The organism is Citrobacter sp. Ce119 (assembly GCF_030334525.1).
In the GTDB taxonomy this organism is placed as follows: domain Bacteria; phylum Pseudomonadota; class Gammaproteobacteria; order Enterobacterales; family Enterobacteriaceae; genus Citrobacter; species Citrobacter europaeus.
This window is the reverse complement of sequence record NZ_JAOWDR010000005.1, coordinates 12,657-37,827: the sequence shown is the minus strand read 5'-3', so window position 1 is coordinate 37,827 and position 25,171 is coordinate 12,657. Positions and strand designations below refer to the sequence as shown.

Annotated in this window: 23 protein-coding genes; 19 read left to right on the top strand and 4 right to left on the bottom strand. The window is 53.4% G+C overall.

From position 1 onward, the window contains the following. Positions 1 to 163 precede the first annotated feature (163 nt). The 7 genes from melR to pmrB all read left to right on the top strand — a co-directional run bounded on the left by melR (position 164) and on the right by pmrB (position 9,679). Positions 164 to 1,096, top strand: a complete 933-nt coding sequence (gene melR / locus OGV80_RS00205) for a transcriptional regulator MelR (RefSeq protein ID WP_043018137.1) — start codon at positions 164 to 166, stop codon at positions 1,094 to 1,096. A gap of 237 nt (positions 1,097 to 1,333) precedes the next feature. Continuing rightward, the gene (gene adiA, locus OGV80_RS00200) at positions 1,334 to 3,601 is read left to right on the top strand and encodes an arginine decarboxylase (RefSeq protein WP_140389865.1); all 2,268 of its coding nucleotides are present in this window, start codon (positions 1,334 to 1,336) and stop codon (positions 3,599 to 3,601) included. A gap of 314 nt (positions 3,602 to 3,915) precedes the next feature. After that, on the top strand, positions 3,916 to 4,677 hold the full coding sequence (locus tag OGV80_RS00195) for an AraC family transcriptional regulator (RefSeq protein ID WP_043018135.1): 762 nt from the start codon (positions 3,916 to 3,918) through the stop codon (positions 4,675 to 4,677). A gap of 127 nt (positions 4,678 to 4,804) precedes the next feature. Then, entirely contained in the window at positions 4,805 to 6,142 is a 1,338-nt protein-coding gene (gene adiC, locus OGV80_RS00190) for an arginine/agmatine antiporter (RefSeq protein WP_003031853.1), read from the top strand. A 143-nt stretch (positions 6,143 to 6,285) separates the two neighbouring features. Beyond that, positions 6,286 to 7,923 carry a phosphoethanolamine transferase EptA gene (eptA, locus tag OGV80_RS00185; RefSeq protein ID WP_200001553.1) on the top strand — a complete coding sequence of 546 codons (1,638 nt, stop codon included), beginning with the start codon at positions 6,286 to 6,288 and terminating at the stop codon, positions 7,921 to 7,923. Between the two features lie 4 nt (positions 7,924 to 7,927). Further along, positions 7,928 to 8,596 carry a two-component system response regulator PmrA gene (gene pmrA, locus OGV80_RS00180; RefSeq protein ID WP_043018133.1) on the top strand — a complete coding sequence of 223 codons (669 nt, stop codon included), beginning with the start codon at positions 7,928 to 7,930 and terminating at the stop codon, positions 8,594 to 8,596. 9 nt (positions 8,597 to 8,605) lie between these two features. Further along, positions 8,606 to 9,679 (top strand): two-component system sensor histidine kinase PmrB, encoded by a 1,074-nt coding sequence (pmrB, locus tag OGV80_RS00175; RefSeq protein ID WP_087052826.1) that lies wholly within the window; start codon positions 8,606 to 8,608, stop codon positions 9,677 to 9,679. Here the strand turns inward: pmrB and pmrR are convergent. Further along, positions 9,673 to 9,762, bottom strand: a complete 90-nt coding sequence (gene pmrR, locus OGV80_RS00170) for an LpxT activity modulator PmrR (RefSeq protein WP_008321468.1) — start codon at positions 9,760 to 9,762, stop codon at positions 9,673 to 9,675. The genes pmrB and pmrR overlap by 7 nt on opposite strands. 81 nt (positions 9,763 to 9,843) lie before the next feature. Further along, on the bottom strand, positions 9,844 to 11,346 hold the full coding sequence (proP, locus tag OGV80_RS00165; protein WP_043018130.1) for a glycine betaine/L-proline transporter ProP: 1,503 nt from the start codon (positions 11,344 to 11,346) through the stop codon (positions 9,844 to 9,846). 699 nt (positions 11,347 to 12,045) lie between these two features. Here proP and kdgT point away from each other — a divergent pair. Then, complete coding sequence (gene kdgT / locus OGV80_RS00160; RefSeq protein WP_043018129.1) at positions 12,046 to 13,044, top strand: 2-keto-3-deoxygluconate transporter; 999 nt, start codon at positions 12,046 to 12,048, stop codon at positions 13,042 to 13,044. A 30-nt stretch (positions 13,045 to 13,074) separates the two neighbouring features. Here kdgT and OGV80_RS00155 read toward each other — a convergent pair whose 3' ends face one another. Together OGV80_RS00155 and crfC are read right to left on the bottom strand one after the other, a co-directional pair. Beyond that, the gene (locus tag OGV80_RS00155; RefSeq protein WP_200001555.1) at positions 13,075 to 13,968 is read right to left on the bottom strand and encodes a diguanylate cyclase regulator RdcB family protein; all 894 of its coding nucleotides are present in this window, start codon (positions 13,966 to 13,968) and stop codon (positions 13,075 to 13,077) included. Then, a complete protein-coding gene (gene crfC, locus OGV80_RS00150; protein WP_286513142.1) occupies positions 13,965 to 16,322 on the bottom strand; it encodes a clamp-binding protein CrfC in 2,358 nt (785 codons plus the stop codon). Before crfC ends, OGV80_RS00155 begins: the two co-directional genes overlap by 4 nt. 540 nt (positions 16,323 to 16,862) lie before the next feature. Between crfC and OGV80_RS00145 the strand changes: the two genes are divergently transcribed. The 11 genes from OGV80_RS00145 (at position 16,863) to phnK (ending at position 25,091) form a co-directional block, all read left to right on the top strand. Continuing rightward, entirely contained in the window at positions 16,863 to 17,198 is a 336-nt protein-coding gene (locus OGV80_RS00145; RefSeq protein WP_003031835.1) for a zinc ribbon domain-containing protein YjdM, read from the top strand. 139 nt (positions 17,199 to 17,337) lie between these two features. Then, complete coding sequence (yjdN, locus tag OGV80_RS00140; RefSeq protein ID WP_286513140.1) at positions 17,338 to 17,784, top strand: VOC family metalloprotein YjdN; 447 nt, start codon at positions 17,338 to 17,340, stop codon at positions 17,782 to 17,784. Positions 17,785 to 17,916: 132 nt separating this feature from the next. Then, entirely contained in the window at positions 17,917 to 18,705 is a 789-nt protein-coding gene (phnC, locus tag OGV80_RS00135; protein WP_043018125.1) for a phosphonate ABC transporter ATP-binding protein, read from the top strand. A gap of 24 nt (positions 18,706 to 18,729) precedes the next feature. Next, the gene (gene phnD, locus OGV80_RS00130; protein WP_043018124.1) at positions 18,730 to 19,746 is read left to right on the top strand and encodes a phosphonate ABC transporter substrate-binding protein; all 1,017 of its coding nucleotides are present in this window, start codon (positions 18,730 to 18,732) and stop codon (positions 19,744 to 19,746) included. 125 nt (positions 19,747 to 19,871) lie between these two features. Next, positions 19,872 to 20,651: a phosphonate ABC transporter, permease protein PhnE gene (phnE, locus tag OGV80_RS00125; protein WP_016155398.1), complete on the top strand. Its 780-nt coding sequence runs from the start codon at positions 19,872 to 19,874 to the stop codon at positions 20,649 to 20,651. A 20-nt stretch (positions 20,652 to 20,671) separates the two neighbouring features. Then, complete coding sequence (gene phnF / locus OGV80_RS00120) at positions 20,672 to 21,397, top strand: phosphonate metabolism transcriptional regulator PhnF (RefSeq protein WP_047406901.1); 726 nt, start codon at positions 20,672 to 20,674, stop codon at positions 21,395 to 21,397. Then, a complete protein-coding gene (phnG, locus tag OGV80_RS00115) occupies positions 21,398 to 21,850 on the top strand; it encodes a phosphonate C-P lyase system protein PhnG (RefSeq protein ID WP_087052796.1) in 453 nt (150 codons plus the stop codon). It begins immediately after the preceding gene. After that, on the top strand, positions 21,847 to 22,431 hold the full coding sequence (gene phnH, locus OGV80_RS00110) for a phosphonate C-P lyase system protein PhnH (RefSeq protein WP_087052797.1): 585 nt from the start codon (positions 21,847 to 21,849) through the stop codon (positions 22,429 to 22,431). The genes phnG and phnH overlap by 4 nt, the downstream gene beginning before the upstream one ends. Continuing rightward, positions 22,431 to 23,498 (top strand): carbon-phosphorus lyase complex subunit, encoded by a 1,068-nt coding sequence (locus tag OGV80_RS00105; protein WP_047406909.1) that lies wholly within the window; start codon positions 22,431 to 22,433, stop codon positions 23,496 to 23,498. The genes phnH and OGV80_RS00105 overlap by 1 nt, the downstream gene beginning before the upstream one ends. A 46-nt stretch (positions 23,499 to 23,544) precedes the next feature. After that, positions 23,545 to 24,336, top strand: coding sequence for an alpha-D-ribose 1-methylphosphonate 5-phosphate C-P-lyase PhnJ (phnJ, locus tag OGV80_RS00100; protein ID WP_230586357.1), 792 nt, complete (start codon positions 23,545 to 23,547; stop codon positions 24,334 to 24,336). Then, positions 24,333 to 25,091 carry a phosphonate C-P lyase system protein PhnK gene (gene phnK, locus OGV80_RS00095; RefSeq protein ID WP_003826710.1) on the top strand — a complete coding sequence of 253 codons (759 nt, stop codon included), beginning with the start codon at positions 24,333 to 24,335 and terminating at the stop codon, positions 25,089 to 25,091. Before phnJ ends, phnK begins: the two co-directional genes overlap by 4 nt. Positions 25,092 to 25,171: the final 80 nt, after the last annotated feature.

Below are 25,171 nucleotides of genomic sequence, written 5' to 3'. Positions count from 1 at the left end.
CGCTAGTGGATCTGAGTTTATGGGACAAAATTGCCCAAAAAGCAGAGTATGCGGTCCCAAAATCTCGCTATGCTCAATGATATCGGTCCGATTTGTGTCCTGATTCTCAGCCTTAATGCGCAGCAAATGACATGATTCTGATAATTCAGGAAATGGAGCAACCATGAGTACATTACCGACATCGCCTCTTCCCCCCGATCCGCACATGTGCAGTAGCGATGAAGAACAAACTCGCAGCCCATTGTCGCTGTACTCAGAATATCAACGGATGGACATTGAGCTGCGCTCACCGCATGCAATGCCTGCCAGCCACTGGCATGGGCAGGTGGAGATCAATGTGCCGTTTGATGGCGACGTCGAGTATCTTATCAACAACGAAGTGGTGCAGATAAAACAGGGACACATCACGCTATTCTGGGCCTGTACGCCGCATCAGCTCACGCGTCCAGGCAGTTGCCAAAGCATGGCTATCTTCAATTTACCGATGCACCTTTTCCTCTCCTGGCCGCTGGATCGCGAACTGATCAACCACGTTACTCATGGCATGGTCATCAAATCGCTGGCGTCGCAGCAGCTGAGCACCTTTGAAGTTCAGCGCTGGCAACAGGAACTGAGCAACCCGAACGAGCAAATTCGCCAGCTCGCCATTGATGAAATTGGTCTGATGCTCAAGCGGTTTAGCCTTTCCGGCTGGCAGCCTATCCTGGTCAATAAAACCTCGCGGACACACAAAAACAGCGTGTCCCGGCACGCCCAGTTTTACGTCAGCCAAATGCTGAGTTTTATTGCCGATAACTACGACCAGGCGCTCACGATCAACGACGTCGCGGAGCACGTGAAGCTCAACGCCAACTACGCAATGGGGATTTTCCAGCGCGTGATGCAACTCACCATGAAGCAGTACATCACAGCGATGCGCATCAATCACGTCCGCGCATTGCTTAGCGATACCGATAAAACCATTCTCGACGTTGCGTTAACCGCCGGATTCCGATCCAGTAGCCGTTTTTATGACACCTTCAGCAAATTTGTCGGCATGTCGCCGCAGCAGTACCGCAAACTGAGCCAGCAGCGTCGGCAAACAATGGCTGGCTGATATCATTCGCCAATATCAGTATCAGCCAAAAAAATATTCCCCCTGTCGATAAACGGCGGTGAAAAACCGCCAACAAGCGAACATAACCGATTGTTTAAAAACAAATTAAATACAAATCAGCCTATTTTTCATCCGCTTTACAGCTCATTTTGTCAGGATAATACTTGCCTGCGTCACATTCATACGGTGTGTCTGCAATCCATAAATTGCAACCTTTCCACAACCGGGTAAAAGATGATGAAAGTATTAATTGTTGAAAGTGAGTTTCTGCATCAGGACACCTGGATCGGTAGCGCTGTCGAACGTCTGGCTGACGCATTAAGCCGCCAAAATGTTACCGTCATTAAGTCCACCTCATTCGACGATGGTTACGCAATCCTCGCCGCCAATGAAGCCATTGATTGCCTGATGTTCAGCTATCAAATGGAACAACAAGACGAGCACCTGAACGTCAGGCAATTGATCGGCAAGCTCCACGAGCGCCAGCAAAACGTTCCCGTTTTCCTGCTGGGCGATCGCGAAAAAGCCACCGCATCGCTGGATCGCGACCTGCTGGAGCTTGTCGATGAATTCGCCTGGATTCTGGAAGATACCGCAGACTTTATCGCCGGGCGTGCCGTTGCGGCGATGACCCGTTACCGCCAGCAGCTTCTGCCGCCGTTGTTTAGCGCGCTGATGAAGTACGGCGACATCCATGAATACTCCTGGGCCGCGCCAGGCCACCAGGGCGGCGTCGGATTCACCAAAACGCCGGCCGGTCGTTTTTACCATGATTATTACGGCGAAAATTTATTCCGTAGCGACATGGGTATCGAACGCGCATCCCTTGGCTCGCTGCTGGATCACACCGGCGCGTTTGGCGAGAGCGAAAAATATGCCGCCCGCGTGTTTGGCGCTGACCGCTCCTGGTCCGTTGTGGTCGGGACTTCCGGCTCTAACCGCACCATTATGCAGGCTTGCATGACCGACAACGACGTCGTGGTGCTGGATCGTAACTGCCACAAATCTATTGAGCAGGGGCTAATCCTTACCGGAGCAAAACCGGTGTACATGGTGCCAAGCCGCAACCGGTACGGCATTATCGGGCCTATCTACCCGCAGGAAATGCAGCCTGAAACGTTACAGAAAAAAATCAGCGAAAGCCCGCTGACCAAAGGCAAAGTCGGGCAAAAACCGTCTTACAGCGTGGTGACCAACTGTACCTATGACGGTGTTTGTTATAACGCCAAAGAGGCTCAGGACCTGCTCGCGCAAACCAGCGATCGCATCCACTTCGATGAGGCCTGGTACGGCTATGCCCGCTTCAACCCAATTTATGCCGATCACTACGCCATGCGTGGCGCGCCGGGCGATCATAACGGTCCTACCGTTTTTGCCACCCACTCGACCCACAAACTGCTGAATGCGCTCTCTCAGGCATCTTACATTCACGTCCGTGAAGGTCGTGGGGCCGTGAACTTCTCACGCTTCAACCAGGCGTACATGATGCACGCCACCACCTCTCCGCTGTATGCCATTTGCGCATCAAACGACGTGGCGGTTTCCATGATGGACGGCAACAGCGGTCTGTCGCTGACTCAGGAAGTGATCGACGAAGCGGTCGATTTCCGTCAGGCCATGGCACGGTTGTATAAAGAATTCACCGCCGAAGGCGACTGGTTCTTCAAACCGTGGAACAAAGAAGTGGTAACCGATCCGCAGACCGGCAAAACCTATGACTTTGCCGATGCGCCAACCCAACTCCTGACCACTGACCAGAACTGCTGGGTGATGCGTCCGGGTGAATCCTGGCACGGGTTTAAAGACCTGCCGGATAACTGGAGCATGCTGGACCCGATCAAAGTCAGCATTCTGGCGCCGGGGATGGGCGACGATGGCGAACTGGAAGAGAGCGGCGTACCGGCAGCGTTGGTCACCGCCTGGCTTGGCCGCCACGGTATCGTACCGACCCGAACCACTGATTTCCAGATTATGTTCCTGTTCTCAATGGGGATTACTCGTGGGAAATGGGGCACGCTAATCAACACCCTGTGCTCATTCAAACACCATTACGATGCCAATACACCGCTGGCGCAGGTGATGCCGGAACTGGTTGAGGAACATCCTGAAACTTACGCCAGTATGGGCATTCACGATCTGGGCGACACCATGTTTGCCTGGCTGAAAGAGAACAACCCTGGCAGCCGACTCAACGCGGCCTACTCCGGCCTGCCTGTTGCTGACATCACCCCGCGTGAAGCCTATAACGCGATAGTCAGCGATAACGTTGAGATGGTCGCCATTGAAAATCTGCCGGGTCGTATAGCGGCGAATTCCGTGATTCCTTACCCACCGGGAATTCCAATGCTGCTGTCCGGGGAAAACTTTGGCGACGCCAATAGCCCGCAGATTAGTTATCTACGTTCGTTGCAGTCCTGGGACCACCACTTCCCTGGATTTGAACATGAAACCGAAGGAACGGAAATTATTGACGGTGTTTATCACGTCATGTGCGTGAAAGCATAATGTCGCTTTATAGATAGTCCGATGTTTAAGGTAGACATGTCATTCTTGAGTAATTCCTGAGTATTGCTGCAAAACAATAACATTGTCATACCTTTTTGCGCGGGACCACCCCGCGCTTTTTTTATACGCAAATAGCACGTTTCCACTTGCGTACAAAATTGTGTACATAAGAAAAATCCCGCAAACATTGTAATTAATTTCAGACACGTTATTTTATTGCAGTCCTGGTTTCATCATACAATTTCAATTTAGCCGATATGGTTCATCTGATGATGGGCTACGGTGTTTTATGTTCATATTCCTGGAGTTTGGGTATGAGGGTTTGCAGCAGAGCAGCTTGTGTTGTTGTATTAGCGGAGAAGGATGTTTGGTTAAGGATTAACGGTAAAGAAGCCATCAGCTTAAAAACTAATCATATGGCGTTGGTGGCATGCGATAATAATATTATCGATTTCTCATCACTTAATAACGCACTGGTCGTACATATCAGTCGCGATATCATTAAAGACTATCTGCGATTTTTAAATAAAGACCTTTCACAGATTCCACTCTGGCAACGGAGTGCCAACCCAGTGATGACCGCCGCGTGTCTGACGCCGGATGTCTTCCGTGTTGCCGCCCAACACAGCGTTATGGACACAGTGGACGAAGGTGAAAGTGAGCGCACACGCTCGCTACTGTTCACGGTGTTATCACGTTTTCTCGGCAGCAAAAAGTTTATTTCTCTGCTCATGCATATACTACGTAGTCGTATCAGCGACAGCGTCTATCACATTATTGAGAGCGATATACATAAAGACTGGAATTTAAGCATGGTCGCCAGTTGCTTATGCCTGAGTCCCAGTTTGTTAAAGAAAAAGCTCAAAAGTGAAAATACAAGTTACAGCCAAATAATTACCACATGTCGCATGCGTTATGCCGTCAATCAGTTATTGATGGACGGCAAAAACATTTCCCAGGTATCTCAACTGTGCGGATATAACAGTACTTCATACTTTATTTCTGTATTCAAAGAGTTCTATGGAATGACGCCACTGCATTATGTCAGTCAACATAGGGAGCCATCCGCTGCCTGATTTTTAATCAGATAGCAATAAGCCATAATAATATCAGCATTAGCGATACCCCCAGTCCGTCACCATAAAATAGTCTTCTGAAGAGGTATGATTAAGCGTCATTTATCCTTATCAGGAGTTAAAAAATATGTCGACGGATGCTGATGCTCACAAAGTGGGCTTAATCCCCGTCACCCTTATGGTGTCGGGGAATATTATGGGTTCCGGTGTATTCCTGCTACCCGCAAACCTTGCGTCAACTGGCGGGATTGCAATCTACGGATGGTTGGTCACTATTATCGGTGCTTTAGCACTGTCGATGGTGTACGCAAAAATGTCGTCCTTAGACTCCAGTCCCGGTGGTTCTTATGCTTATGCCCGCCGCTGTTTCGGTCCTTTTTTAGGCTATCAGACCAACGTGCTGTACTGGCTGGCGTGCTGGATTGGTAACATCGCCATGGTGGTCATTGGCGTCGGTTATCTGAGCTACTTCTTCCCCATCTTAAAAGATCCGCTGGTCCTGACGCTAACCTGCGTCGTGGTGCTGTGGATCTTCGTATTGCTGAACATTGTCGGACCGAAAATGATCACCCGTGTGCAGGCCGTCGCAACGGTACTGGCGCTGGTGCCAATTGTCGGTATTGCCGTTTTCGGCTGGTTCTGGTTCCGCGGTGAAACCTATATGGCGGCCTGGAACGTCAGCGGCATGAACACCTTCGGCGCGATTCAAAGCACTCTGAACGTCACCTTGTGGTCATTTATCGGGGTGGAAAGCGCCTCCGTCGCGGCAGGCGTGGTTAAAAATCCCAAACGTAACGTGCCTATCGCCACTATGGGCGGCGTGCTGATTGCCGCCGTGTGCTATGTGCTCTCCACCACTGCGATTATGGGTATGATCCCTAACGCGGCGCTGCGTGTTTCAGCTTCTCCGTTCGGTGATGCCGCACGTATGGCGCTGGGTGACACCGCAGGGGCGATTGTCTCCTTCTGTGCCGCGGCCGGGTGCCTTGGTTCTCTGGGCGGCTGGACGCTGCTTGCCGGGCAAACCGCCAAAGCGGCAGCCGATGACGGCCTGTTCCCACCCATTTTTGCCCGCGTGAACAAAGCGGGTACGCCAGTTGCCGGATTAATTATCGTCGGCATCCTGATGACCATCTTCCAGTTCAGCAGTATGTCGCCGAACGCAGCGAAAGAGTTTGGTCTGGTCTCTTCGGTCTCCGTTATCTTCACCCTGGTGCCGTATCTTTACACCTGCGCCGCGCTGCTGCTGCTCGGCCATGGCCACTTCGGTAAAGCGCGTCCGATGTACTTACTGGTGACCTTTATCGCCTTTGTCTACTGCATCTGGGCGGTAGTCGGTTCCGGCGCCAAAGAGGTGATGTGGTCGTTCGTTACGCTGATGATCATCACCGCGCTGTACGCACTGAACTACAATCGGATCCATAAAAACCCGTATCCACTGGATGCCCCGGTAAACAATAACTAACGCAAACAGTCGTCAGCCCGATGGCATAGGATCATCGGGCTGACGCCTTCCCCCGTTATTCTTGAAATCAACATTAAGAACTTAAGGTTGGCTTAATTTTACTTTGAGAGGATTTGCGCCACTTAGTCGATGGAACCCCCTTAATGTTAAAGCTCCTGTTTAAAAGGCCCACTCTCGGGCTCATCAGTTGGCTTCTGCTGATCTCATTTTATCTTGCGACCTTCCTGAACATTGCGTTCTATAAACAAGTTCTGCAAGACCTGCCACTGGACTCCGTGCGCAACGTGCTGGTGTTTTTATCAATGCCGATCGTCGCATTTAGCGTCATGAATATTGTGCTGACGCTGGCCTCATTCCTGTGGCTAAATCGCCTGGTGGCGTGCATTTTCATTCTGGTTGGCGCATCGGCTCAATATTTCATCATGACCTACGGCATCATCATCGACCGCTCGATGATCGCCAACATGATGGACACCACGCCCGCTGAAACCTTCGCTTTGCTGACGCCGCAAATGCTCATCACGCTCGGGGTGAGCGGTATTCTGGCCGCGCTCATCGCCTGCTGGGTCAGAATCAAGCCTATGACTCCGGCGCTACGCAGCGTACTGTTTCGTGGCGCGAACATTCTGGTCTCCGCGCTGCTGATCGTGCTGGTCGCCGCGTTCTTCTATAAAGATTACGCCTCACTGTTTCGCAACAACAAAGAACTGGTGAAATCCCTCAGCCCATCTAACAGCATTGTGGCGACGTCTTCCTGGTATTCGCATCAGAGGCTGGCCCATCTGCCGCTGGTGCGCATTGGTGAAGATGCCCATCGCAATCCGTTGATGGTGAAAGAAAAGCGTAAGAACCTGACGATTGTGGTTCTCGGCGAGACCTCACGCGGCGATAACTTCTCGCTATCCGGCTATTCGCGCCAGACCAACCCGCTGCTGGAAAAAGATGATGTGGTCTATTTCCCCCACACCACTTCCTGCGGAACGGCGACGGCGGTGTCGGTGCCCTGCATGTTCTCCGATATGCCGCGCGCGCACTACGACGAGGAACTGGCGCAGCATCAGGAAGGCGTGCTCGACATTATTCAACGGGCGGGAATTAACGTGCTGTGGAACGATAACGACGGTGGCTGCAAAGGGGCTTGTGATCGGGTACCGCACCAGAATATGACTAAGCTGAACCTGCCAGGGCAGTGTATTGACGGTGAATGCTACGATGACGTGCTGTTCCACGGGCTGGAAGAGTACATCAACAACCTGCAAGGCGACGGGGTGATTGTGCTGCACACCATCGGCAGCCACGGTCCGACCTATTACAACCGCTATCCTGCGCAGTTCAAGAAATTTACGCCAACCTGCGACACCAACGAAATCCAGACCTGTTCACAGCAACAGTTGGTCAATACTTACGACAACACCATTCTTTACGTTGACTATATTGTTGATAAAGCAATCAATATACTGAAAGAGCACCAGGATAATTTCACCACCAGCCTGGTTTATCTTTCCGATCACGGCGAATCCTTAGGGGAAAATGGCGTCTATTTACACGGCCTGCCGTATTCGATTGCGCCAGATACGCAAAAACATGTGCCGATGCTGCTGTGGCTCTCAGAAGATTATCAGCAACGCTATCAGGTCTCTCAGACATGTTTGCAAAAACGGGCAAGCTCAGAGAATTTCTCGCAGGATAATCTCTTCTCCACCCTGCTGGGATTAACGGGCGTGCAAACACAGAAATATCAGGCGGCAGATGATATTCTGCAACCCTGCCGGGGAGGCTAAACGAATGAAAATTCTGATTGTTGAAGACGATACGTTGTTATTACAGGGACTGATACTCGCCGCGCAAACAGAAGGTTATGCCTGCGACGGCGTATCAACGGCCCGGGCAGCAGAGCAGTGTCTGGAGACCGGACATTACAGCCTGGTGGTTCTGGACCTGGGTTTACCGGATGAAGACGGCCTGCATTTCCTGAACCGCATCAGGCAGAAAAAGTACACCGTGCCGGTGCTTATTCTCACCGCGCGCGACACGGTGAAAGACCGGGTCAGCGGGCTGGACGTGGGTGCCGATGACTATCTGGTCAAACCCTTCGCGCTGGAAGAACTGCACGCCCGCATCCGGGCGCTGCTGCGTCGTCATAACAATCAGGGCGAAAGTGAATTAATTGTCGGCAATCTGACGCTGAATATCGGTCGTCGCCAGGTGTGGATGGACGGACAAGAGGTCATCTTAACGCCGAAAGAATACGCGCTTCTGTCACGCCTGATGCTCAAAGCCGGCAGCCCGGTACACCGGGAAATCCTGTATAACGATATCTACAGCTGGGATAACGAACCGTCGACCAATACGCTGGAAGTACACATTCACAACCTGCGTGACAAAGTGGGCAAATCACGGATCCGCACGGTCAGGGGATTTGGCTATATGCTGGTTGCCACTGAGGAAAGCTAAGTGAAGCTGCTGCAATTTCTAAAACAACCGCTCCCGCTTCGTCATCGCCTGATGCTGACGATCGGTCTTATTCTGCTGGTCTTTCAGTTGATAAGCACCTTCTGGTTGTGGCACGAAAGCACCGAGCAAATACAGTTGTTCGAGCAGGCGTTACGCGAAAATAGAAATAACGATCGCCACATCCTGCATGAGATCCGCGAAGCCATCGCCAGCCTGATCGTCCCCGGCATCTTTATGGTCAGCCTGACGCTGCTGATTTGTTACCAGGCGGTACGGCGAATCACTCGCCCACTGGCGGATCTGCAAAAAGAGTTAGAAACGCGGGCCGCCGATAACCTGGCGCCGATTGAAGTTCACAGTTCAACCGTTGAGATCCAGGCGGTCGTCTCAGCACTCAACGAGCTGGTAACGCGGCTCACCACCACTATCGAAAACGAACGCTTATTTACCGCCGATGTCGCCCACGAATTGCGTACACCGCTGTCGGGCGTTCGCCTGCATCTGGAATTACTGTCAAAAGCCCATAAGGTCGACGTTACGCCGTTAATTGCCCGTCTTGACCAAATGATGGACAGCGTGTCGCAACTGCTGCAACTTGCCCGCGTCGGACAGTCGTTTTCGGCCGGGAGCTACCAGCACGTCAAACTGCTGGAGGACGTTATTCTGCCCTCCTACGATGAACTCAGCACCATGCTGGAGCTGCGCCAGCAGACGTTGCTCCTGCCGCAAAGCGCGGCGGACGTTGTCGTACGTGGCGATGCTACGCTATTGCGAATGTTACTGAGAAACCTGGTAGAAAACGCGCATCGTTACAGTCCGGAAGGCACTAATATTACGATTAGCCTGAATACCGGGCATGATGCCGTCCTGGCCGTTGAAGATGAAGGACCCGGCATTGATGAAAGTAAATGCGGGGAGTTGAGCAAAGCGTTTGTGCGTATGGACAGCCGTTTTGGCGGGATTGGGCTGGGACTGAGCATTGTCAGTCGTATCACCCAGTTACATCACGGGCATTTCTATTTGCAAAATCGTCAGGGAACCACCGGCACTCGCGCCTGGGTGGAATTAGCGAAAGGTCAGTAAGAACTCACCCATACGTACAAAAAGCTGCTGACGATCAGCAGGCTGCACACGGTGGTCAAACTTTCATAAATGCGGGTTTTCATAACACTCTCCTCCGATACTATGGAGGAGAGTTTGCCAGACACAGATTAAGTCAACCTTAAGGCATGACCTACAGAAAAAGGTTACTCATCGATACGTGGATGCTGCTGCACCAGGCGCGTACGCTTGAGCTGCAGATCGGCAATTTCCTGATCGATATCTTCGATTTTCTGCTCGATATTATCGTAGTGCTCGCCAAGGATCTCTTTCGCTTCCTGAATATCCGAAGCGGCAGGCGTGGCCCCTTTCAGCGGCTGATTGGCGGTCTCTTTCATGGTCATGCCGGTAATTAAACCAATCACCGCAATCACCATCAGATAATAAGCAGGCATCATCAGATTCTGCGAGCTTTCCACCAACCATGCAGCCAATGTCGGAGTCAGACCGGCGATCAATACCGAGATATTAAACGCGGCGGCCAGCGCACTGTAGCGAATATGCGTCGGGAACATCGCCGGTAACGTTGACGCCATCACCCCGGTAAAGCAGTTGAGGATCACCGCCAACATCAACAATCCGGCGAAAATCAGGCCGATGACGTTACTGTTAATCAGAATAAATGCCGGAATCGCCAACACAAACAGCGCAATACTGCCCATGATCACAAACGGACGACGCCCGAAGCGGTCGCTGAGCAAACCCATAATCGGCTGCACAAACAGCATACCAATCATGATGGCGATAATAATCAACACGCCGTGGTCTTCAGAGTAATGCAGGTTATGCGACAGATAACTCGGCATATAGGTGAGCAGCATGTAGTAGGTAACGTTAGTGGCAATCACCAGACCAACACATGCCAACAGGCTACGCCAGTGTTTGGTCGCAATCTCTTTAAACGAGACCTTAGGACCTTCCTGTAGCCCCTGACGATCGCCCTGCTCCAGTTTATCCACGTGCTGCTGGAACGCCGGCGTCTCTTCCAGCGCATGGCGCAGGTACAGACCAATCAACCCTAACGGTAGCGCCAGGAAGAACGGAATACGCCAGCCCCACTCAAGGAAGTTGTCCTCGCCGACGATAGTTGAAATCAGGACCACCACGCCCGCACCCAGCACAAACCCGGCAATTGAGCCGAAGTCCAGCCAGCTGCCCATAAACCCGCGCTTACGGTCTGGCGAGTACTCTGCGACAAAAATCGACGCCCCGGTATACTCTCCGCCGACCGAGAACCCCTGCGCCATCTTACACAGCAACAGCAGAATCGGCGCCCAGATACCAATCGAGGCATACGAGGGAATAAGACCGATACAGAAGGTACTTATCGACATAATCACAATGGTGATAGCGAGTATCTTCTGACGACCGTATTTATCGCCAAGCATACCGAAGAACAATCCGCCAAGCGGTCGAATCAGAAAGGGAACAGAGAAAGTAGCAAGTGCGGCAACCATCTGCACGCTGGGGTCAGCCCCCGGGAAGAACACTTTACCTAATGCGTAAGCAACAAACCCATAAACACCAAAATCAAACCACTCCATCGCATTACCTAACGACGCCGCGGTAATGGCTTTTCGCAATTTACCGTCATCAATGATGGTAACGTCGCGCAGCGTTATTGGTTTTATTTTTTTCCTTTTTAACATACCCGTCCTCATAGACTTAGCCCTGTCACGCTACAGTTCGAGTCCCCTAACGCCCCTGCGTCAGGGTCATCACCGAGCGGGGAACGCACAGACGCATTCCCTGTAACAAGCGTAGCAGGTTTACTTACACTGACGAGAAACACGCAGTACAACCGAACCTGTTGACGCCTGATTGGGCGGTTAATGACCTCTTTACCCTAACAGTGTTTAAATTTGTGATCAACTTCACATATAGTTTTCCATTTCGTCAACCTGCGTAAATCAGGTCATTCTGAGTCAACTTTTTTACATGTCATGCTTGCGATTTGCTGGCAATTAAATACAAGAATAAATCGCTTTGTTGCGCCAACAATCACAATAGTCACTATTATTCTGCTAGCAAAAAAATCACCTAATCCCTTCACAAAAAGATCACAGCTTTTTTAATAATCAGAGCGTTTAAGAAATTTTGCGCGGAATATGTGATGAAGATAACTAAAACATCGTTTTATTTTGATTGAATCAACGTTCCCATGAATGCACACTAATTCCAGACGCAATATCCCTGGGAGCAGCAACACGCTCAACGTATGCCGCGTTAGATTTTATAAAACAAAGAGATAGCGATTTTCTTTGTTAAAAGACATTAGTAACCATTTGAATTTATTAATTTTTACTTTCTTGCGCGAGTATTAGCTGCGACAAGACATGAGGACGTTTATGAAAATTAAAGCCACGATTGAACGCATCCCCGGCGGAATGATGTTGATTCCCCTGTTATTAGGCGCAGTGTTAAATACGTTAGCTCCGGATACCGGTGCGTATTTCGGTTCGTTTACCAAAGGAATGATCAGCGGAACGGTACCGATTCTGGCTGTATGGTTTTTTTGTATCGGTGCATCTATTGATTTACGGGCAACCGGCACGGTATTACGCAAGTCCGGTACGTTGGTAATAACCAAAATAGCCGTGGCGTGGGTAGTGGCAATGATTGCTGCTTCCTTTATTCCTGATACCGGTATTCAAACCGGGTTCTTTGCCGGTCTTTCCGTGCTGGCAATTGTTTCAGCGATGGACATGACTAACGGCGGTTTGTACGCCAGCCTGATGAACCAGTATGGAACCAAAGAAGAGTCCGGCGCATTTGTGTTGATGTCTCTGGAATCCGGTCCGTTAATGACCATGGTGATCCTCGGCTCCGCAGGTCTGGCCTCCTTCGAGCCACACCATTTTATCGGCGCGGTATTACCCTTCCTGATTGGTTTTACGTTGGGTAACCTGGATCACGACCTGCGTTCTTTCTTCAGCAAAGCCACGCCGGTGCTGATCCCGTTCTTCGGCTTCGCGTTGGGCAACACAATTAATCTGAGCGTAATCGTTGATACAGGCCTGCTGGGTATCCTGCTGGGTGTCGCGGTTATCGTTATCACCGGTATCCCACTGATTATTGCTGACCGCGTTATTGGCGGTGGGAACGGTACAGCGGGCGTAGCCGCCTCTTCCGCAGCAGGCGCTGCGGTAGCAAACCCGGTGATTATCGCCCAGATTAACCCGGCGTTCGAACCGGTTGCCGCATCCGCAACGGCGCTGGTTGCCGCCAGCGTGATTGTCACCGCCATTCTGGTGCCGATTATCACCGCGCTGTATGCCAAACGTTTTAATAAAAATCTGGTCGTCAATGAGGCTGCGGCAACCCCGGCAGACTCCCTGCACCACTAAACCTGCCTTTATCCCACTCACCGTTCCTGCTCAATTGATGAGCGGGGACGGTGCAAAAATCTCCTCAACCATCGCATCAACCAGCCGTTTAGCCGAACACAATCGCGGCATTCCCAACGCTACATTTTGCCAACGCTGCGTCACCGACCAGCTCACCGGATGACGCTGCGCATCGCACCAATCCCCCAGCCAGCTTAACATATCGTTGTGCTCGCCCGAGCCGCCGACAACTGGCGTGCTGAGCCAATGATGATAGTAATGACGCGTGGTGGGTGCCGCATTCACGCTGTCCGCCAGCGCCTGCGCAGCCATGGTTCTCAGGTTGTCTTTTAGCATTGACACCACATCGGCATTCGCTAAACGGCAGGCGTCACCGAAGGCTCCCCAGCGTAACTCCTCCAGCGCAACAAAACAGCGTCCAGGCAACGACCAGCCGTCATACGCGCCAGCCCGCCAACGGGTAAAGATTTGCTCGCTGTGTTCGCCAGCTTGCACCGTCAGACCGCGTTGCGTCAGCGCTTTCTCTTTATAAGCACCGCGCTGGGTAAACCAGTCAGTGAGCGCACTCACCTGCTGCATCAGGCCGGGCGTGGGCAACCCGCGAGGCTGTTCGGTTTGTTGTAAAAACCTCAGCCCTTCGGCAATGCGCACCAGCGCCAGATGACCCGGGTCGATCATGCCCGCCAGCTTCTCTACCAGCTTGAGACGCATCACCAGATGCTCGCTGGACACTCCCGCCATCACCCACGCACGCAGTTGCGTTTGGGATAATACTTCCTGCGTCAGGCGCGCACGCAGGCGCTGCTGCTGTTGTAGAAAACCGCCGGAACGTTTGGTTTCATCTCCCTGAACCAGATCGACCATAAACTTCGGGTAGACACACTCCAGCGTCCGCCCGGGGCCTTCCAGTAACACGTTAGTCATGTGTGCTCGGTTGCAAAAAGGGTATTGATATCGTCGCGCAGCAAGCGGGAATCTTCATAAAGCCATGCCGCAGTCGTAATGCGATGCTGCAACTGTTCATTCAAGGCATTCACCGCAGATTCATTTTGCTGGCGCACGGTCAGACTCTCACGCAGGCTCGCCTGTAATTGCGTCAAACACTGTGAAAAATCAGCAAAAAACGTGGCCATGCCTGCCGTAACGGAAATATCGACCTGAGCGGCTAAAGCTTTACGAATTTGTTGGCAAAACTGGGTGACGTAATGCACAAGGTTATTATGCAGTGCGCCCATATCAATGAGATAACGCGTTTTCGTTTCAACGTAATCATTCCATCCCCAGTTGGGTTGATTCAGCCAACGCGAGAAGGTATCACGCACCACGCCGCCAGGAGACGGCGTATTCTCCGCCGGAATATCCTGTTCAATGGCCTCGTTAAACAACTGGCGGGTGTTGAAGTTAAACATCGCCGCATGAAACGCCGGAAAACGGATCCGCGCCCGAAAACCCGCGTGATTCAGTTCCTCTTTCACCCGCTGTTCAATAGGGCGCATGGCATCATTAAGCGCCCGGGACAGTGTCGACTCAAGCTGTTCAAAGCGCAGGGCTAAGTCCCGGCTGATGCTTTCCTGCGCCGCCAGCAAGACCACTTCACAGGACGAACGCATTTTATCCAGCACGATTTTCGCCTGGCCTTCATCGTGCAGCACCAGCATTTCTCCGACCATTTCTGCCGAGGAGACGCCAGCCCCCAGGCCATGTTGTGACATCATCAGGACGTTTTCTTTGACAAAGAACGTGTTGATGCCGCACAGAATCTCAGTCTGTTGATCATTGAGATAGCCCGCAGCAGCCTCCAGCGCCAACTCGACCTCATGGCTGACTTCATCGCTGACCCGCCCCTGACTCACTTCTAACTGTTGCATATCCTCTTCAATATGCATGATGTTCAGCCGCAATTTTTCATAGGCAACCGTTAATCCGTGGGAGCGAAACTCCAGATATTCGTGCGCGCTTTGCGCATAATTCAATAACTTATGCGACGCTGAGCGTAGCGCATACAGTGAAGCATTGGCGTAAGCGGCATGAATCACTTTCTGAATCGGCTGCTCAAACAGCGAATCCTCCCACAACAGATCGGCGGCATGGCGGATGTGCTCCGTATCCTCAAGATCGGTGGTGCGCCAGCGTCTGCCAAGCGCCGCCTCGGCAAAGTCCTGTACCCAGCGTTGCACCTGATGATCCGGCAGCCGCCCGCGGGTCGTCAGCTCATGACGCGCCCTGTTCGCCAGATACCCCCACATCGAGGAAACTGGATAGATTCGCTCCGGGGCAATGCCGCCTTGCATCAGCGTGCCGGAAATTAACGCCCGCACCTGCTCTTCATCATCACTATTACGGTCTTTTTGATCGAACTTGTTCACCAGCGCGTATAACGGCACTGACTTACCAACCGCCATAATCGCCTGACGCACTTCTTCATCGGAAATCGACTTCAGTTGGGTGTAATCCATCACCGCCAGCACCGCAGAGGCCCGCGCCAGCTGTTCATTCAGCATCTTTTGTAGGTGCGGTTGCCCGGCCTCATTCGGCCCTGGCGTATCCAGCAATGTTAATTGCCCCGGATAGCTCGCCTGTCCGGCCAAATGGACAAACTCAACCTCGATAACCGGAATATGCTCAATCGCGGCATAAGCGGCAAAAGGAAAATCGACCTCCAGCGCTTTTGACAAACGCACCAGGTCATTCAGGCTTTTAAGGCAATGGAAAATAGGCTGTGCGCCAAGATAATACCGTTCAAATGCCACGCCGTTTTCAATATGCTGCAGCAGGACATTCATATCCTTATCGACTTCCAGGGTCTGCGTAAGACGCTGGCGATCGCACTCGCGCACGCGCTGCTGTAAAACTTTCATTAAGGCATCAATCGGTGCGACATGTGAAAAATGCAGTACCGGCTCTTTCTGCCCCGGCGTATGGCGAATTAGCGTCGGTAACGCCGTCATGGGGCGATTACGATTAGGTAAAACTTCTGTCCCCACAATCGCATTAATCGTCGTCGATTTTCCCGCTTTCATGGTACCGACAATCGCCAGCACCATTTCCAGGCGCGTAATCTTACGCAGTTCATTATTGAGCGTTGCTTGCTGGACATCCATGCCACGCGTGCTGAAATGCATGGGTTGAACAACCTGTCGGCTATGCTCTCCTTGTTTTAGCGCGACATCATCCAACGACGTCATGGGCAATTTTTGCAATTGCCTGAGATGTTCAAGTGAGAGCATCAGCAAGCGTTCCGCTTCCTGACTTAATTCATATATTGTCTGTGTGTGCATGGAAAATTTTTCCTTAACGCAAATGGCATTGCTTTTATTTAGCCCAATCGTTTTATTTATAGATTTTTTGGCTTTTATAATTACGTGTAGAAATAATTAAAATCAAAACAACCAATTGATATTATTAAAATAAATTTGGCGTATAACCGTTGGCCTGATGCCTCTCACTTATCTAATAAGTAAGAAAGATAAACAGCGTAGTTCAGTTTTAAAAAATGCCAGTTTAATCCCCCTACTAAAATTAAGGGGGTTGGTGATATTCAATCACAATGACTTAGGCATCCGTAGGCATTGTTACCTATGAATATCAGATATTTCGCCTCACCTTATCTTAAATAACTAAGCGTAGCAATTTCCCTTAAAAAATATTCCGCCATACTTTCATTGAGGTGAAAGCAAAGGGTCTTTACAGCAGATCATTTTGCGTAATCGCGCAGTAGTCCCGACAAATGCAGGGATTTTATGTATAATTGCGGCCTTTTTCGGCAATCTGCCATTTTTTGGGCGCATTTGCCCCTGCTGACTTTTGAGGAAATCCACATGTCATTACCACACTGCCCGCAATGCAACTCCGAATACACTTACGAAGATAACGGCATGTTCATCTGCCCGGAATGCGCTCACGAATGGAACGATGCTGAACCGGCACAGGACAGCGACGAACTGATCGTTAAAGATGCCAACGGCAACCTGCTGGCTGACGGCGACAGCGTTACCGTAGTGAAAGACCTGAAGGTAAAAGGTAGCTCTTCCATGCTGAAGATCGGTACCAAAGTAAAAAACATTCGTCTGGTTGAAGGCGACCATAACATCGATTGCAAAATCGATGGCTTTGGCCCAATGAAGCTGAAATCTGAGTTTGTGAAAAAGAACTGATGCAAATTGCCTGATGGCGCTACGCTCATCAGGCCTGCGCCAGCTCATCTGCCAGGCGGGAAGCTAATACTTCCCGCCTGGTTTATTTGTGCAGACAATAGCTACACTTAACTGGCTTCTTTTACCTGAGGTAAAAATTATGCCGTTAAGTCCCTATGTCTCCTTTGCAGGCAACTGCGCTGACGCTATCGCTTACTACCAAAAAACGTTAGGCGCAGAGCTGCTCTACAAAATCAACTTCGGTGAAATGCCCAAATCCGCGCAGGACAACGAAGAGGGTTGCCCTTCCGGAATGAAATTCCCCGATACCGCCATTGCTCATGCCAATCTGCGCGTGGCAGGCAGCGACATCATGATGAGCGATAGCGCCCCCGACGGAAATGCTCACTACTCTGGCTTTACGCTGGTGCTCGACACGCAAAACGTCGACGAAGGCAAACGCTGGTTTGATAACCTGGCAGCAAACGGAAAAATCGAAATGGACTGGCAGGAAACCTTCTGGGCCCACGGTTTCGGTAAAGTGAGCGACCAGTATGGCGTGCCGTGGATGATCAACGTCGTCAAACAACAGCAACCTACTGAGTAATCCAACGGGAGGCCCGCCCTCCCGTACTGTCATCAAAAATCGCTTAACTCTTCATCGCCGAGTAACCATCCCTTAACGAAAACGTCACATTGATCCGCCACGATGGGGCCACTTTTTTAGGGAGGCCGCATCATGCAAACGATTATTCGCGTCGAAAAACTCTCCAAATCCTTCAATCAACATCAGGCGCTCAATGCGGTTGATCTGAACATCTGTTCCGGTGAGATGGTGGCTCTGCTTGGACCGTCTGGCTCTGGCAAATCCACCCTTTTACGTCATTTAAGCGGTTTGATCACCGGTGATAAATCGCCTGGTAGCCACGTCGAGTTGCTGGGTCGCACCGTTCAACGTGAAGGCCGCCTGGCGCGGGATATCCGCAAAAGCCGCGCCCACACCGGTTACATATTCCAGCAGTTCAATCTGGTGAACCGCCTGACGGTACTGGAGAACGTCCTGATTGGCGCGCTCGGCAGCACGCCGTTCTGGCGCACCTGTTTTAGCTGGTTTAGCCAGGAACAGAAGCAGCGCGCATTACAGGCGCTAACCCGCGTTGGCATGGCGCACTTTGCATACCAGCGCGTTTCCACGCTTTCGGGCGGGCAACAGCAGCGCGTCGCCATTGCCCGCGCGCTGATGCAGCAGGCCAAAGTGATCCTGGCCGACGAGCCGATAGCCTCGCTGGACCCCGAATCCGCGCGCATCGTGATGGATACCCTGCGCGATATTAACCAGACCGACGGCATCACCGTGGTCGTCACGCTGCATCAGGTGGATTACGCCCTGCGCTACTGCGAACGCATCGTCGCGCTGCGCCAGGGCAACGTCTTCTTTGACGGCAGCAGCCAGCATTTTGATAACGATCGTTTTGACCATCTCTACCGCAGCATGAACCGCGTCGAACAGAACGCACAGGCTGCTTAACTTTGCCCGAACTGAGGAATAAACATGAATTACAAGGCCGTTGCCGCGCTGGCGTTTACCAGCATGTTCAGCATCAGCACCTTGTTAAGCCCGGCGCATGCCGAAGAACAAGAGAAAGCGCTGAACTTTGGCATTATTTCGACCGAATCACAGCAAAACCTGAAGCCACAGTGGGAACCGTTCCTGAAGGACATGGAAAAATCGCTGGGCGTGAAAGTAAACGCCTTCTTCGCCCCGGACTACGCCGGGATCATCCAGGGAATGCGCTTTAACAAAGTTGATATCGCCTGGTACGGTAACCTCTCGGCAATGGAAGCGGTGGATCGCGCTAACGGACAAGTGTTTGCCCAGACCGTCGCCGCCGATGGATCCCCGGGTTACTGGAGCGTGTTGATCGTTAACAAAGACAGTCCGATCAACAATCTGAACGATCTGATCGCCAAACGTAAGGATCTGACCTTCGGCAACGGCGATCCTAACTCCACTTCAGGCTACCTCGTCCCCGGTTACTACGTCTTCGCCAAAAATAACATCTCCGCCAGCGACTTCAAACGTACCGTCAATGCCGGACATGAAACCAACGCCCTGGCCGTCGCCAACAAACAGGTCGATGTCGCCACTAACAACACCGAAAACCTCGACAAGCTGAAAACTTCCGCGCCGGACAAGCTGAAAGAGCTGAAGGTTATCTGGAAGTCACCGCTGATCCCGGGCGATCCGATCGTCTGGCGTAAAAACCTTTCCGAAACCACCAAGGACAAGGTGTACGACTTCTTTATGAATTACGGCAAAACGCCGGAACAGAAAACCGTACTGGAACGCCTGGGATGGGCACCGTTCCGCGCCTCCAGCGACTTACAACTGGTGCCGATTCGCCAACTGGCGCTGTTTAAAGAGATGCAGGGCGTGAAGGATAACAAAGGGCTGAACGAGGAAGAGAAAACCAGCAAAACCTCGGCGCTGAAAGCGCAGCTCGACGACCTTGACCGTCTGACCGCCGCACTGGGCGCCATGACCAGCGTCACCAAAGCGGTGCAGTGATTTGTAGACCGGATTGTAGGCCGGATAAGCGAAGCGCCATCCGGCAAAGGCGTGAATGCCGGATGGCGACGCAAAAGCGTCTTATCCGGCCTACAACGCAAACACACGTGCCAACGGAGCTAAACATGCAAACCATCACCGTCGCCCCGCCCAAACGTAGCTGGTTCTCGTTGCTGAGCTGGGCCATTCTTCTCGCCGTACTGGTGGTCTCGTGGAAAGGTGCCGAAATGGCTCCGCTCACGCTGATCCAGGATTCCGGCAATATGGCGACCTTCGCCGCCGACTTCTTCCCGCCAGACTTCAGCCAGTGGCAGGACTATCTCGGTGAAATGGCCGTTACCCTGCAAATTGCCGTCTGGGGTACTGCCCTCGCCGTGGTGCTGTCGATTCCCTTCGGCCTGATGTGCGCCGATAACCTCGTGCCGTGGTGGATTTACCAGCCGATGCGTCGCCTGATGGATGCCTGTCGCGCCATCAATGAAATGGTCTTCGCCATGCTGTTCGTGGTCGCCGTCGGTTTAGGTCCGTTCGCCGGGGTGATGGCGCTGTTTATCCACACCACCGGGGTGCTTTCCAAGCTGCTTTCCGAAGCGGTAGAAGCCATTGAGCCAGGTCCGGTAGAAGGCATTCGCGCCACCGGGGCCAATAAAATTGAAGAAATTCTGTATGGCGTTCTGCCACAGGTCATGCCGCTGCTTATTTCCTATTCGCTGTATCGCTTTGAATCCAACGTTCGCTCGGCCACGGTAGTCGGGATGGTGGGCGCAGGCGGTATTGGCGTGACCTTATGGGAAGCGATTCGCGGTTTTCAGTTCCAGCAAACCTGCGCCCTGATGGTGTTAATCATCGTCACCGTCAGCCTGTTGGATTTCCTTTCCCAGCGTTTGCGTAAGCACTTTATCTGATTAGCGAGGCATTGATTGCTATGCACTTGTCTACACATCCGACCAGTTATCCAACGCGTTATCAGGAAATTGCCGCGAGACTTGAGCAGGAGCTTCGTCAACATTATCGCTGCGGTGACTATCTGCCCGCCGAACATCAGCTTGCCGCGCGCTACGAGGTAAACCGCCACACCCTGCGCCGCGCCATTGACCAGTTGGTTGAGCGCGGTTGGGTGCAACGTCGCCAGGGCGTCGGCGTGCTGGTGCTGATGCGCCCGTTCGATTACCCGCTGAATGCCCAGGCGCGCTTTAGTCAGAACCTGCTGGACCAGGGCAGCCACCCCACCAGCGAAAAACTGCTGGCGGTGCTGCGCCCGGCCTCCAGCCACATTGCCGATGCGCTCAGCATTAACGAGGGCGATAACGTGATTCACCTGCGCACCCTGCGTCGGGTTAACGGTATCGCGCTGTGCCAGATCGACCACTATTTTTCCGACCTCACGCTGTGGCCGCTGCTGCAGGGCTTTAACAACGGTTCGCTGCACGACTACCTGCGCGAACAGTCCGGCCTGACGCTGCTGCGTACGCAAACGCGCATCAGCGCCCGCCGCGCGCAGGCCAAAGAGAGCAAGGTGCTGGAAATCCCCAATATGGCGCCGCTGCTGTGCGTGCGCACCCTGAACCACCGTGAAGGCGAAGAACACGCGGCGGAATACTCCGTCAGCCTGACCCGCGCCGACATGATCGAATTCACTATGGAGCACTGAATGCATTTCGATACCGCCACCCGCCAGCGCTGGATGCGCGCGCTGGCTTACAGCAATGCCGATGCCCTGAACGCCCGCATCAACGCGCTCAAACTGACGCCGGACTATGAACTTATTCGCGCACCGGAAAGCGGACTGATGCAGATCCAGGCCCGTATGGGGGGTACCGGCAACCGCTTCTTTGCCGGTGACACCACGCTTACCCGCGCAGTTGTCCGCCTGAAAAGCGGCACGCTGGGTTACAGCTACCTGCTGGGGCGCAACAAACAACATGCCGAGCAGTGCGCGGTGATTGACGCGCTGCTGCAGGAACAAACGCATTTCCAGAACTTAATGGAAACCTTAATTGCCCCGCTGGAAGCGGAACGCGATGCGCTGATTCGCGCACGCCGTGCCGAAGTCAACGCCAGTCGGGTCGACTTCTTCACGCTGGTACGCGGAGATAACGCATGACCTTACAAACCGCTTTTAATTTACCCGTTCAGGATGCTCAGCAGAGCTTTCGTCGCCTGCTGAAGGCCATGAGCGAACCGGGCGTAATCGTCGCCCTGCATCAACTGAAACACGGCTGGCAGCCGCTGGGCCTGGCAACCACCAGCGTGCTGCTGGCCCTGGTCGACGGCGACACGCCGGTCTGGCTGGCGCCGTCGATGGATAACGATATCGCCCGGCAGAACCTACGTTTTCATACCAACGCGCCGCTGGTGGATCAGCCGCAGCTGGCGGCCTTTGCCGTCGCCGATGAACACATCAGCAGTGAACAGCTTAACGTCCTCTCCGCCGGTTCCGCCGTCGCACCAGAGACCAGCGCCACGCTCATTGTGCAGGTCGCAGGCTTAAGCGGCGGACGTATGCTGCGTCTGACCGGCGCGGGCATCGCCGAAGAACGCATGATCGCGCCACAGTTGCCGGAATGCCTGATTCACGAACTCACCGAACGCCCGCATCCGTTCCCGCTGGGGGTTGATTTGATCCTCACCTGCGGCGAACGCCTGCTGGCTATTCCGCGAACCACCCATGTGGAGGTGTGCTGATGTACGTCGCCGTCAAAGGGGGCGAAAAGGCGATAGCCAACGCCCACGCCCTGCAGGAAAACCGACGCCGGGGCGATGAGACCATTGCTGAACTGAGCGTAGCGCAAATCGAACAGCAGATGAATCTGGCCGTCGACCGGGTGATGACCGAAGGCGGCATCGCCGATCGCGAACTGGCGGCGCTGGCGCTGAAGCAGGCCAGCGGCGATAACGTCGAAGCCATCTTTTTGCTCCGCGCCTACCGCACTACGCTGGCAAAGGTGGCGGTCAGCGAGCCGCTTAACAGTGCAGAAATGCGCCTTGAGCGCCGAATCTCGGCGGTCTATAAGGATATTCCCGGCGGACAGCTGTTGGGACCGACCTATGACTACACCCATCGCCTGCTGGATTTTACTCTGCTGGCTAATGGCGAAACGCCGCCTCTGCGCAGTGCAGACGGCGCACAGGATGCCTCCCCGCACGTCTTTTCCCTGCTGGCCAACCAGGGACTGGCAAAGCGTGAAGAGGATGATGGCGCCACGCCCGACGACGTCACCCGCACACCACCAGTTTACCCCTGTTCACGTGCTTCACGCCTGCAACAGCTGATGCGCGGCGACGAAGGCTATCTTCTGGCGTTGGCCTACTCCACCCAGCGCGGCTACGGGCGCAATCACCCGTTTGCCGCCGAAATCCGTAGCGGCTATGTGGCACTGGAAACCGTCCCGGAAGAGCTGGGATTTGCGGTGAACGTCGGCGAACTGCTGATGACCGAATGTGAAATGGTCAACGGGTTTGTCGCACCAGAAAACGAATCTCCCCATTTTACCCGCGGCTACGGGCTGGTGTTTGGCATGAGCGAACGTAAAGCAATGGCGATGGCGTTGGTGGACCGCGCTCTACAGGCAGCCGAATACGATGAAACGGTCACGGGACCGGCGCAGGACGAAGAGTTCGTGCTGGCGCATGCGGATAACGTCGAGGCGGCGGGTTTTGTTTCGCACCTCAAACTTCCCCATTACGTCGATTTCCAGGCTGAGCTGGAACTGCTCAAACGCCTGCAACAGGAGGCCCCTCGTGACCACTAACCTCTCCGGCTACAACTTTGCGTATCTTGATGAGCAGACCAAGCGCATGATCCGCCGCGCCATTCTGAAAGCGGTGGCCATCCCCGGTTACCAGGTGCCGTTTGGCGGACGTGAAATGCCGATGCCTTACGGTTGGGGAACCGGCGGCATCCAGCTCACCGCCAGCGTGATTGGCGAGCCGGACGTATTGAAGGTGATTGACCAGGGCGCGGATGACACCACCAACGCCGTGTCGATTCGCAATTTCTTCAAACGCGTAACCGGGGTGAATACCACCGAGCGTACGGAAGACGCGACCTTGATCCAGACCCGCCACCGCATCCCGGAAACGCCGCTGGTGGAAGATCAAATCATTATCTTCCAGGTACCGATCCCTGAGCCGCTGCGCTTTATCGAACCGCGCGAAACGGAAACCCGCACCATGCACGCGCTGGAAGAGTACGGCATCATGCAGGTGAAACTGTATGAAGATATCGCCCGCTTCGGCCATATCGCCACCACTTACGCCTATCCGGTGAAAGTAAATGACCGCTACGTCATGGACCCGTCGCCCATCCCAAAATTCGACAACCCGAAGATGGACATGATGCCGGCCCTGCAACTGTTTGGCGCAGGCCGCGAAAAGCGCATCTATGCCGTTCCACCTTACACCCGCGTAGAAAGTCTCGATTTCGACGATCACCCGTTTACCGTGCAGAGCTGGGATGAGCCTTGCGCCATTTGTGGCTCAACCCACAGCTATCTCGATGAAGTGGTGCTCGATGACACCGGCAAACGCATGTTTGTCTGCTCCGACACCGACTACTGCCGCCAACAGAGCGAGGCCCTCAGCCAATGACGCAACCGCTGCTTTCAGTCAACAACCTGACCCATCTCTACGCGCCGGGCAAGGGCTTCAGCGATGTCTCTTTTGACCTGTGGCCTGGCGAAGTGCTGGGTATCGTCGGCGAGTCCGGTTCCGGCAAAACCACGTTGCTGAAATCAATCTCATCACGGCTGACGCCGCAGAACGGTGAGATTTTGTATCAGAACCGTTCACTGTACGGCATGAACGAGGCCGACCGCCGCCGTCTGCTGCGCACCGAGTGGGGCGTGGTGCACCAGCATCCGCTGGATGGCCTGCGCCGTCAGGTCTCCGCAGGCGGCAATATCGGCGAACGTCTGATGGCCACCGGCGCGCGCCACTACGGCGACATCCGCGCCACCGCGCAGCGTTGGCTGGAGGAGGTAGAGATCCCTGCCTCGCGTATCGACGATCTGCCCACCACCTTTTCCGGCGGCATGCAGCAGCGCCTGCAGATCGCCCGTAACCTCGTCACCCACCCCAAACTGGTGTTTATGGACGAACCCACCGGCGGGCTGGACGTTTCCGTACAGGCCAAACTGCTGGACCTGCTGCGCGGCCTGGTGGTGGAACTGGATCTGGCGGTAGTGATTGTCACCCACGATCTGGGCGTGGCGCGCCTGCTGGCCGACCGTTTGCTGGTGATGAAGCAGGGTCAGGTGGTGGAAAGTGGGTTAACCGACCGCGTGCTCGACGACCCGCATCATCCGTATACCCAGTTGCTGGTGTCGTCGGTTTTGCAGAACTGATTTTTTTGTTGTGCCGGATGGCGGCTGCGCCTTATCCGGCCTACGGAGCGGCATCGCTTGTGCCGGATGGCGGCATTGGT

Bases quoted from the DNA above. Each gene is read 5' to 3' on its own strand.
- phnJ (WP_230586357.1), top strand. From the start codon at position 23,545: ATGATCCGCCGCGCCATTCTGAAAGCGGTGGCCATCCCCGGTTACCAG.
- phnC (WP_043018125.1), top strand. From the start codon at position 17,917: ATGCAAACGATTATTCGCGTCGAAAAACTCTCCAAATCCTTCAATCAA.
- crfC (WP_286513142.1), bottom strand. From the start codon at position 16,322: ATGCACACACAGACAATATATGAATTAAGTCAGGAAGCGGAACGCTTG.
- yjdN (WP_286513140.1), top strand. From the start codon at position 17,338: ATGCCGTTAAGTCCCTATGTCTCCTTTGCAGGCAACTGCGCTGACGCT.
- phnF (WP_047406901.1), top strand. From the start codon at position 20,672: ATGCACTTGTCTACACATCCGACCAGTTATCCAACGCGTTATCAGGAA.
- OGV80_RS00145 (WP_003031835.1), top strand. From the start codon at position 16,863: ATGTCATTACCACACTGCCCGCAATGCAACTCCGAATACACTTACGAA.
- OGV80_RS00155 (WP_200001555.1), bottom strand. From the start codon at position 13,968: ATGACTAACGTGTTACTGGAAGGCCCCGGGCGGACGCTGGAGTGTGTC.
- phnK (WP_003826710.1), top strand. From the start codon at position 24,333: ATGACGCAACCGCTGCTTTCAGTCAACAACCTGACCCATCTCTACGCG.
- pmrR (WP_008321468.1), bottom strand. From the start codon at position 9,762: ATGAAAACCCGCATTTATGAAAGTTTGACCACCGTGTGCAGCCTGCTG.
- OGV80_RS00195 (WP_043018135.1), top strand. From the start codon at position 3,916: ATGAGGGTTTGCAGCAGAGCAGCTTGTGTTGTTGTATTAGCGGAGAAG.
- phnH (WP_087052797.1), top strand. From the start codon at position 21,847: ATGACCTTACAAACCGCTTTTAATTTACCCGTTCAGGATGCTCAGCAG.
- eptA (WP_200001553.1), top strand. From the start codon at position 6,286: ATGTTAAAGCTCCTGTTTAAAAGGCCCACTCTCGGGCTCATCAGTTGG.
- adiC (WP_003031853.1), top strand. From the start codon at position 4,805: ATGTCGACGGATGCTGATGCTCACAAAGTGGGCTTAATCCCCGTCACC.
- kdgT (WP_043018129.1), top strand. From the start codon at position 12,046: ATGAAAATTAAAGCCACGATTGAACGCATCCCCGGCGGAATGATGTTG.
- phnD (WP_043018124.1), top strand. From the start codon at position 18,730: ATGAATTACAAGGCCGTTGCCGCGCTGGCGTTTACCAGCATGTTCAGC.
- phnE (WP_016155398.1), top strand. From the start codon at position 19,872: ATGCAAACCATCACCGTCGCCCCGCCCAAACGTAGCTGGTTCTCGTTG.
- melR (WP_043018137.1), top strand. From the start codon at position 164: ATGAGTACATTACCGACATCGCCTCTTCCCCCCGATCCGCACATGTGC.
- adiA (WP_140389865.1), top strand. From the start codon at position 1,334: ATGAAAGTATTAATTGTTGAAAGTGAGTTTCTGCATCAGGACACCTGG.
- OGV80_RS00105 (WP_047406909.1), top strand. From the start codon at position 22,431: ATGTACGTCGCCGTCAAAGGGGGCGAAAAGGCGATAGCCAACGCCCAC.
- pmrA (WP_043018133.1), top strand. From the start codon at position 7,928: ATGAAAATTCTGATTGTTGAAGACGATACGTTGTTATTACAGGGACTG.
- proP (WP_043018130.1), bottom strand. From the start codon at position 11,346: ATGTTAAAAAGGAAAAAAATAAAACCAATAACGCTGCGCGACGTTACC.
- phnG (WP_087052796.1), top strand. From the start codon at position 21,398: ATGCATTTCGATACCGCCACCCGCCAGCGCTGGATGCGCGCGCTGGCT.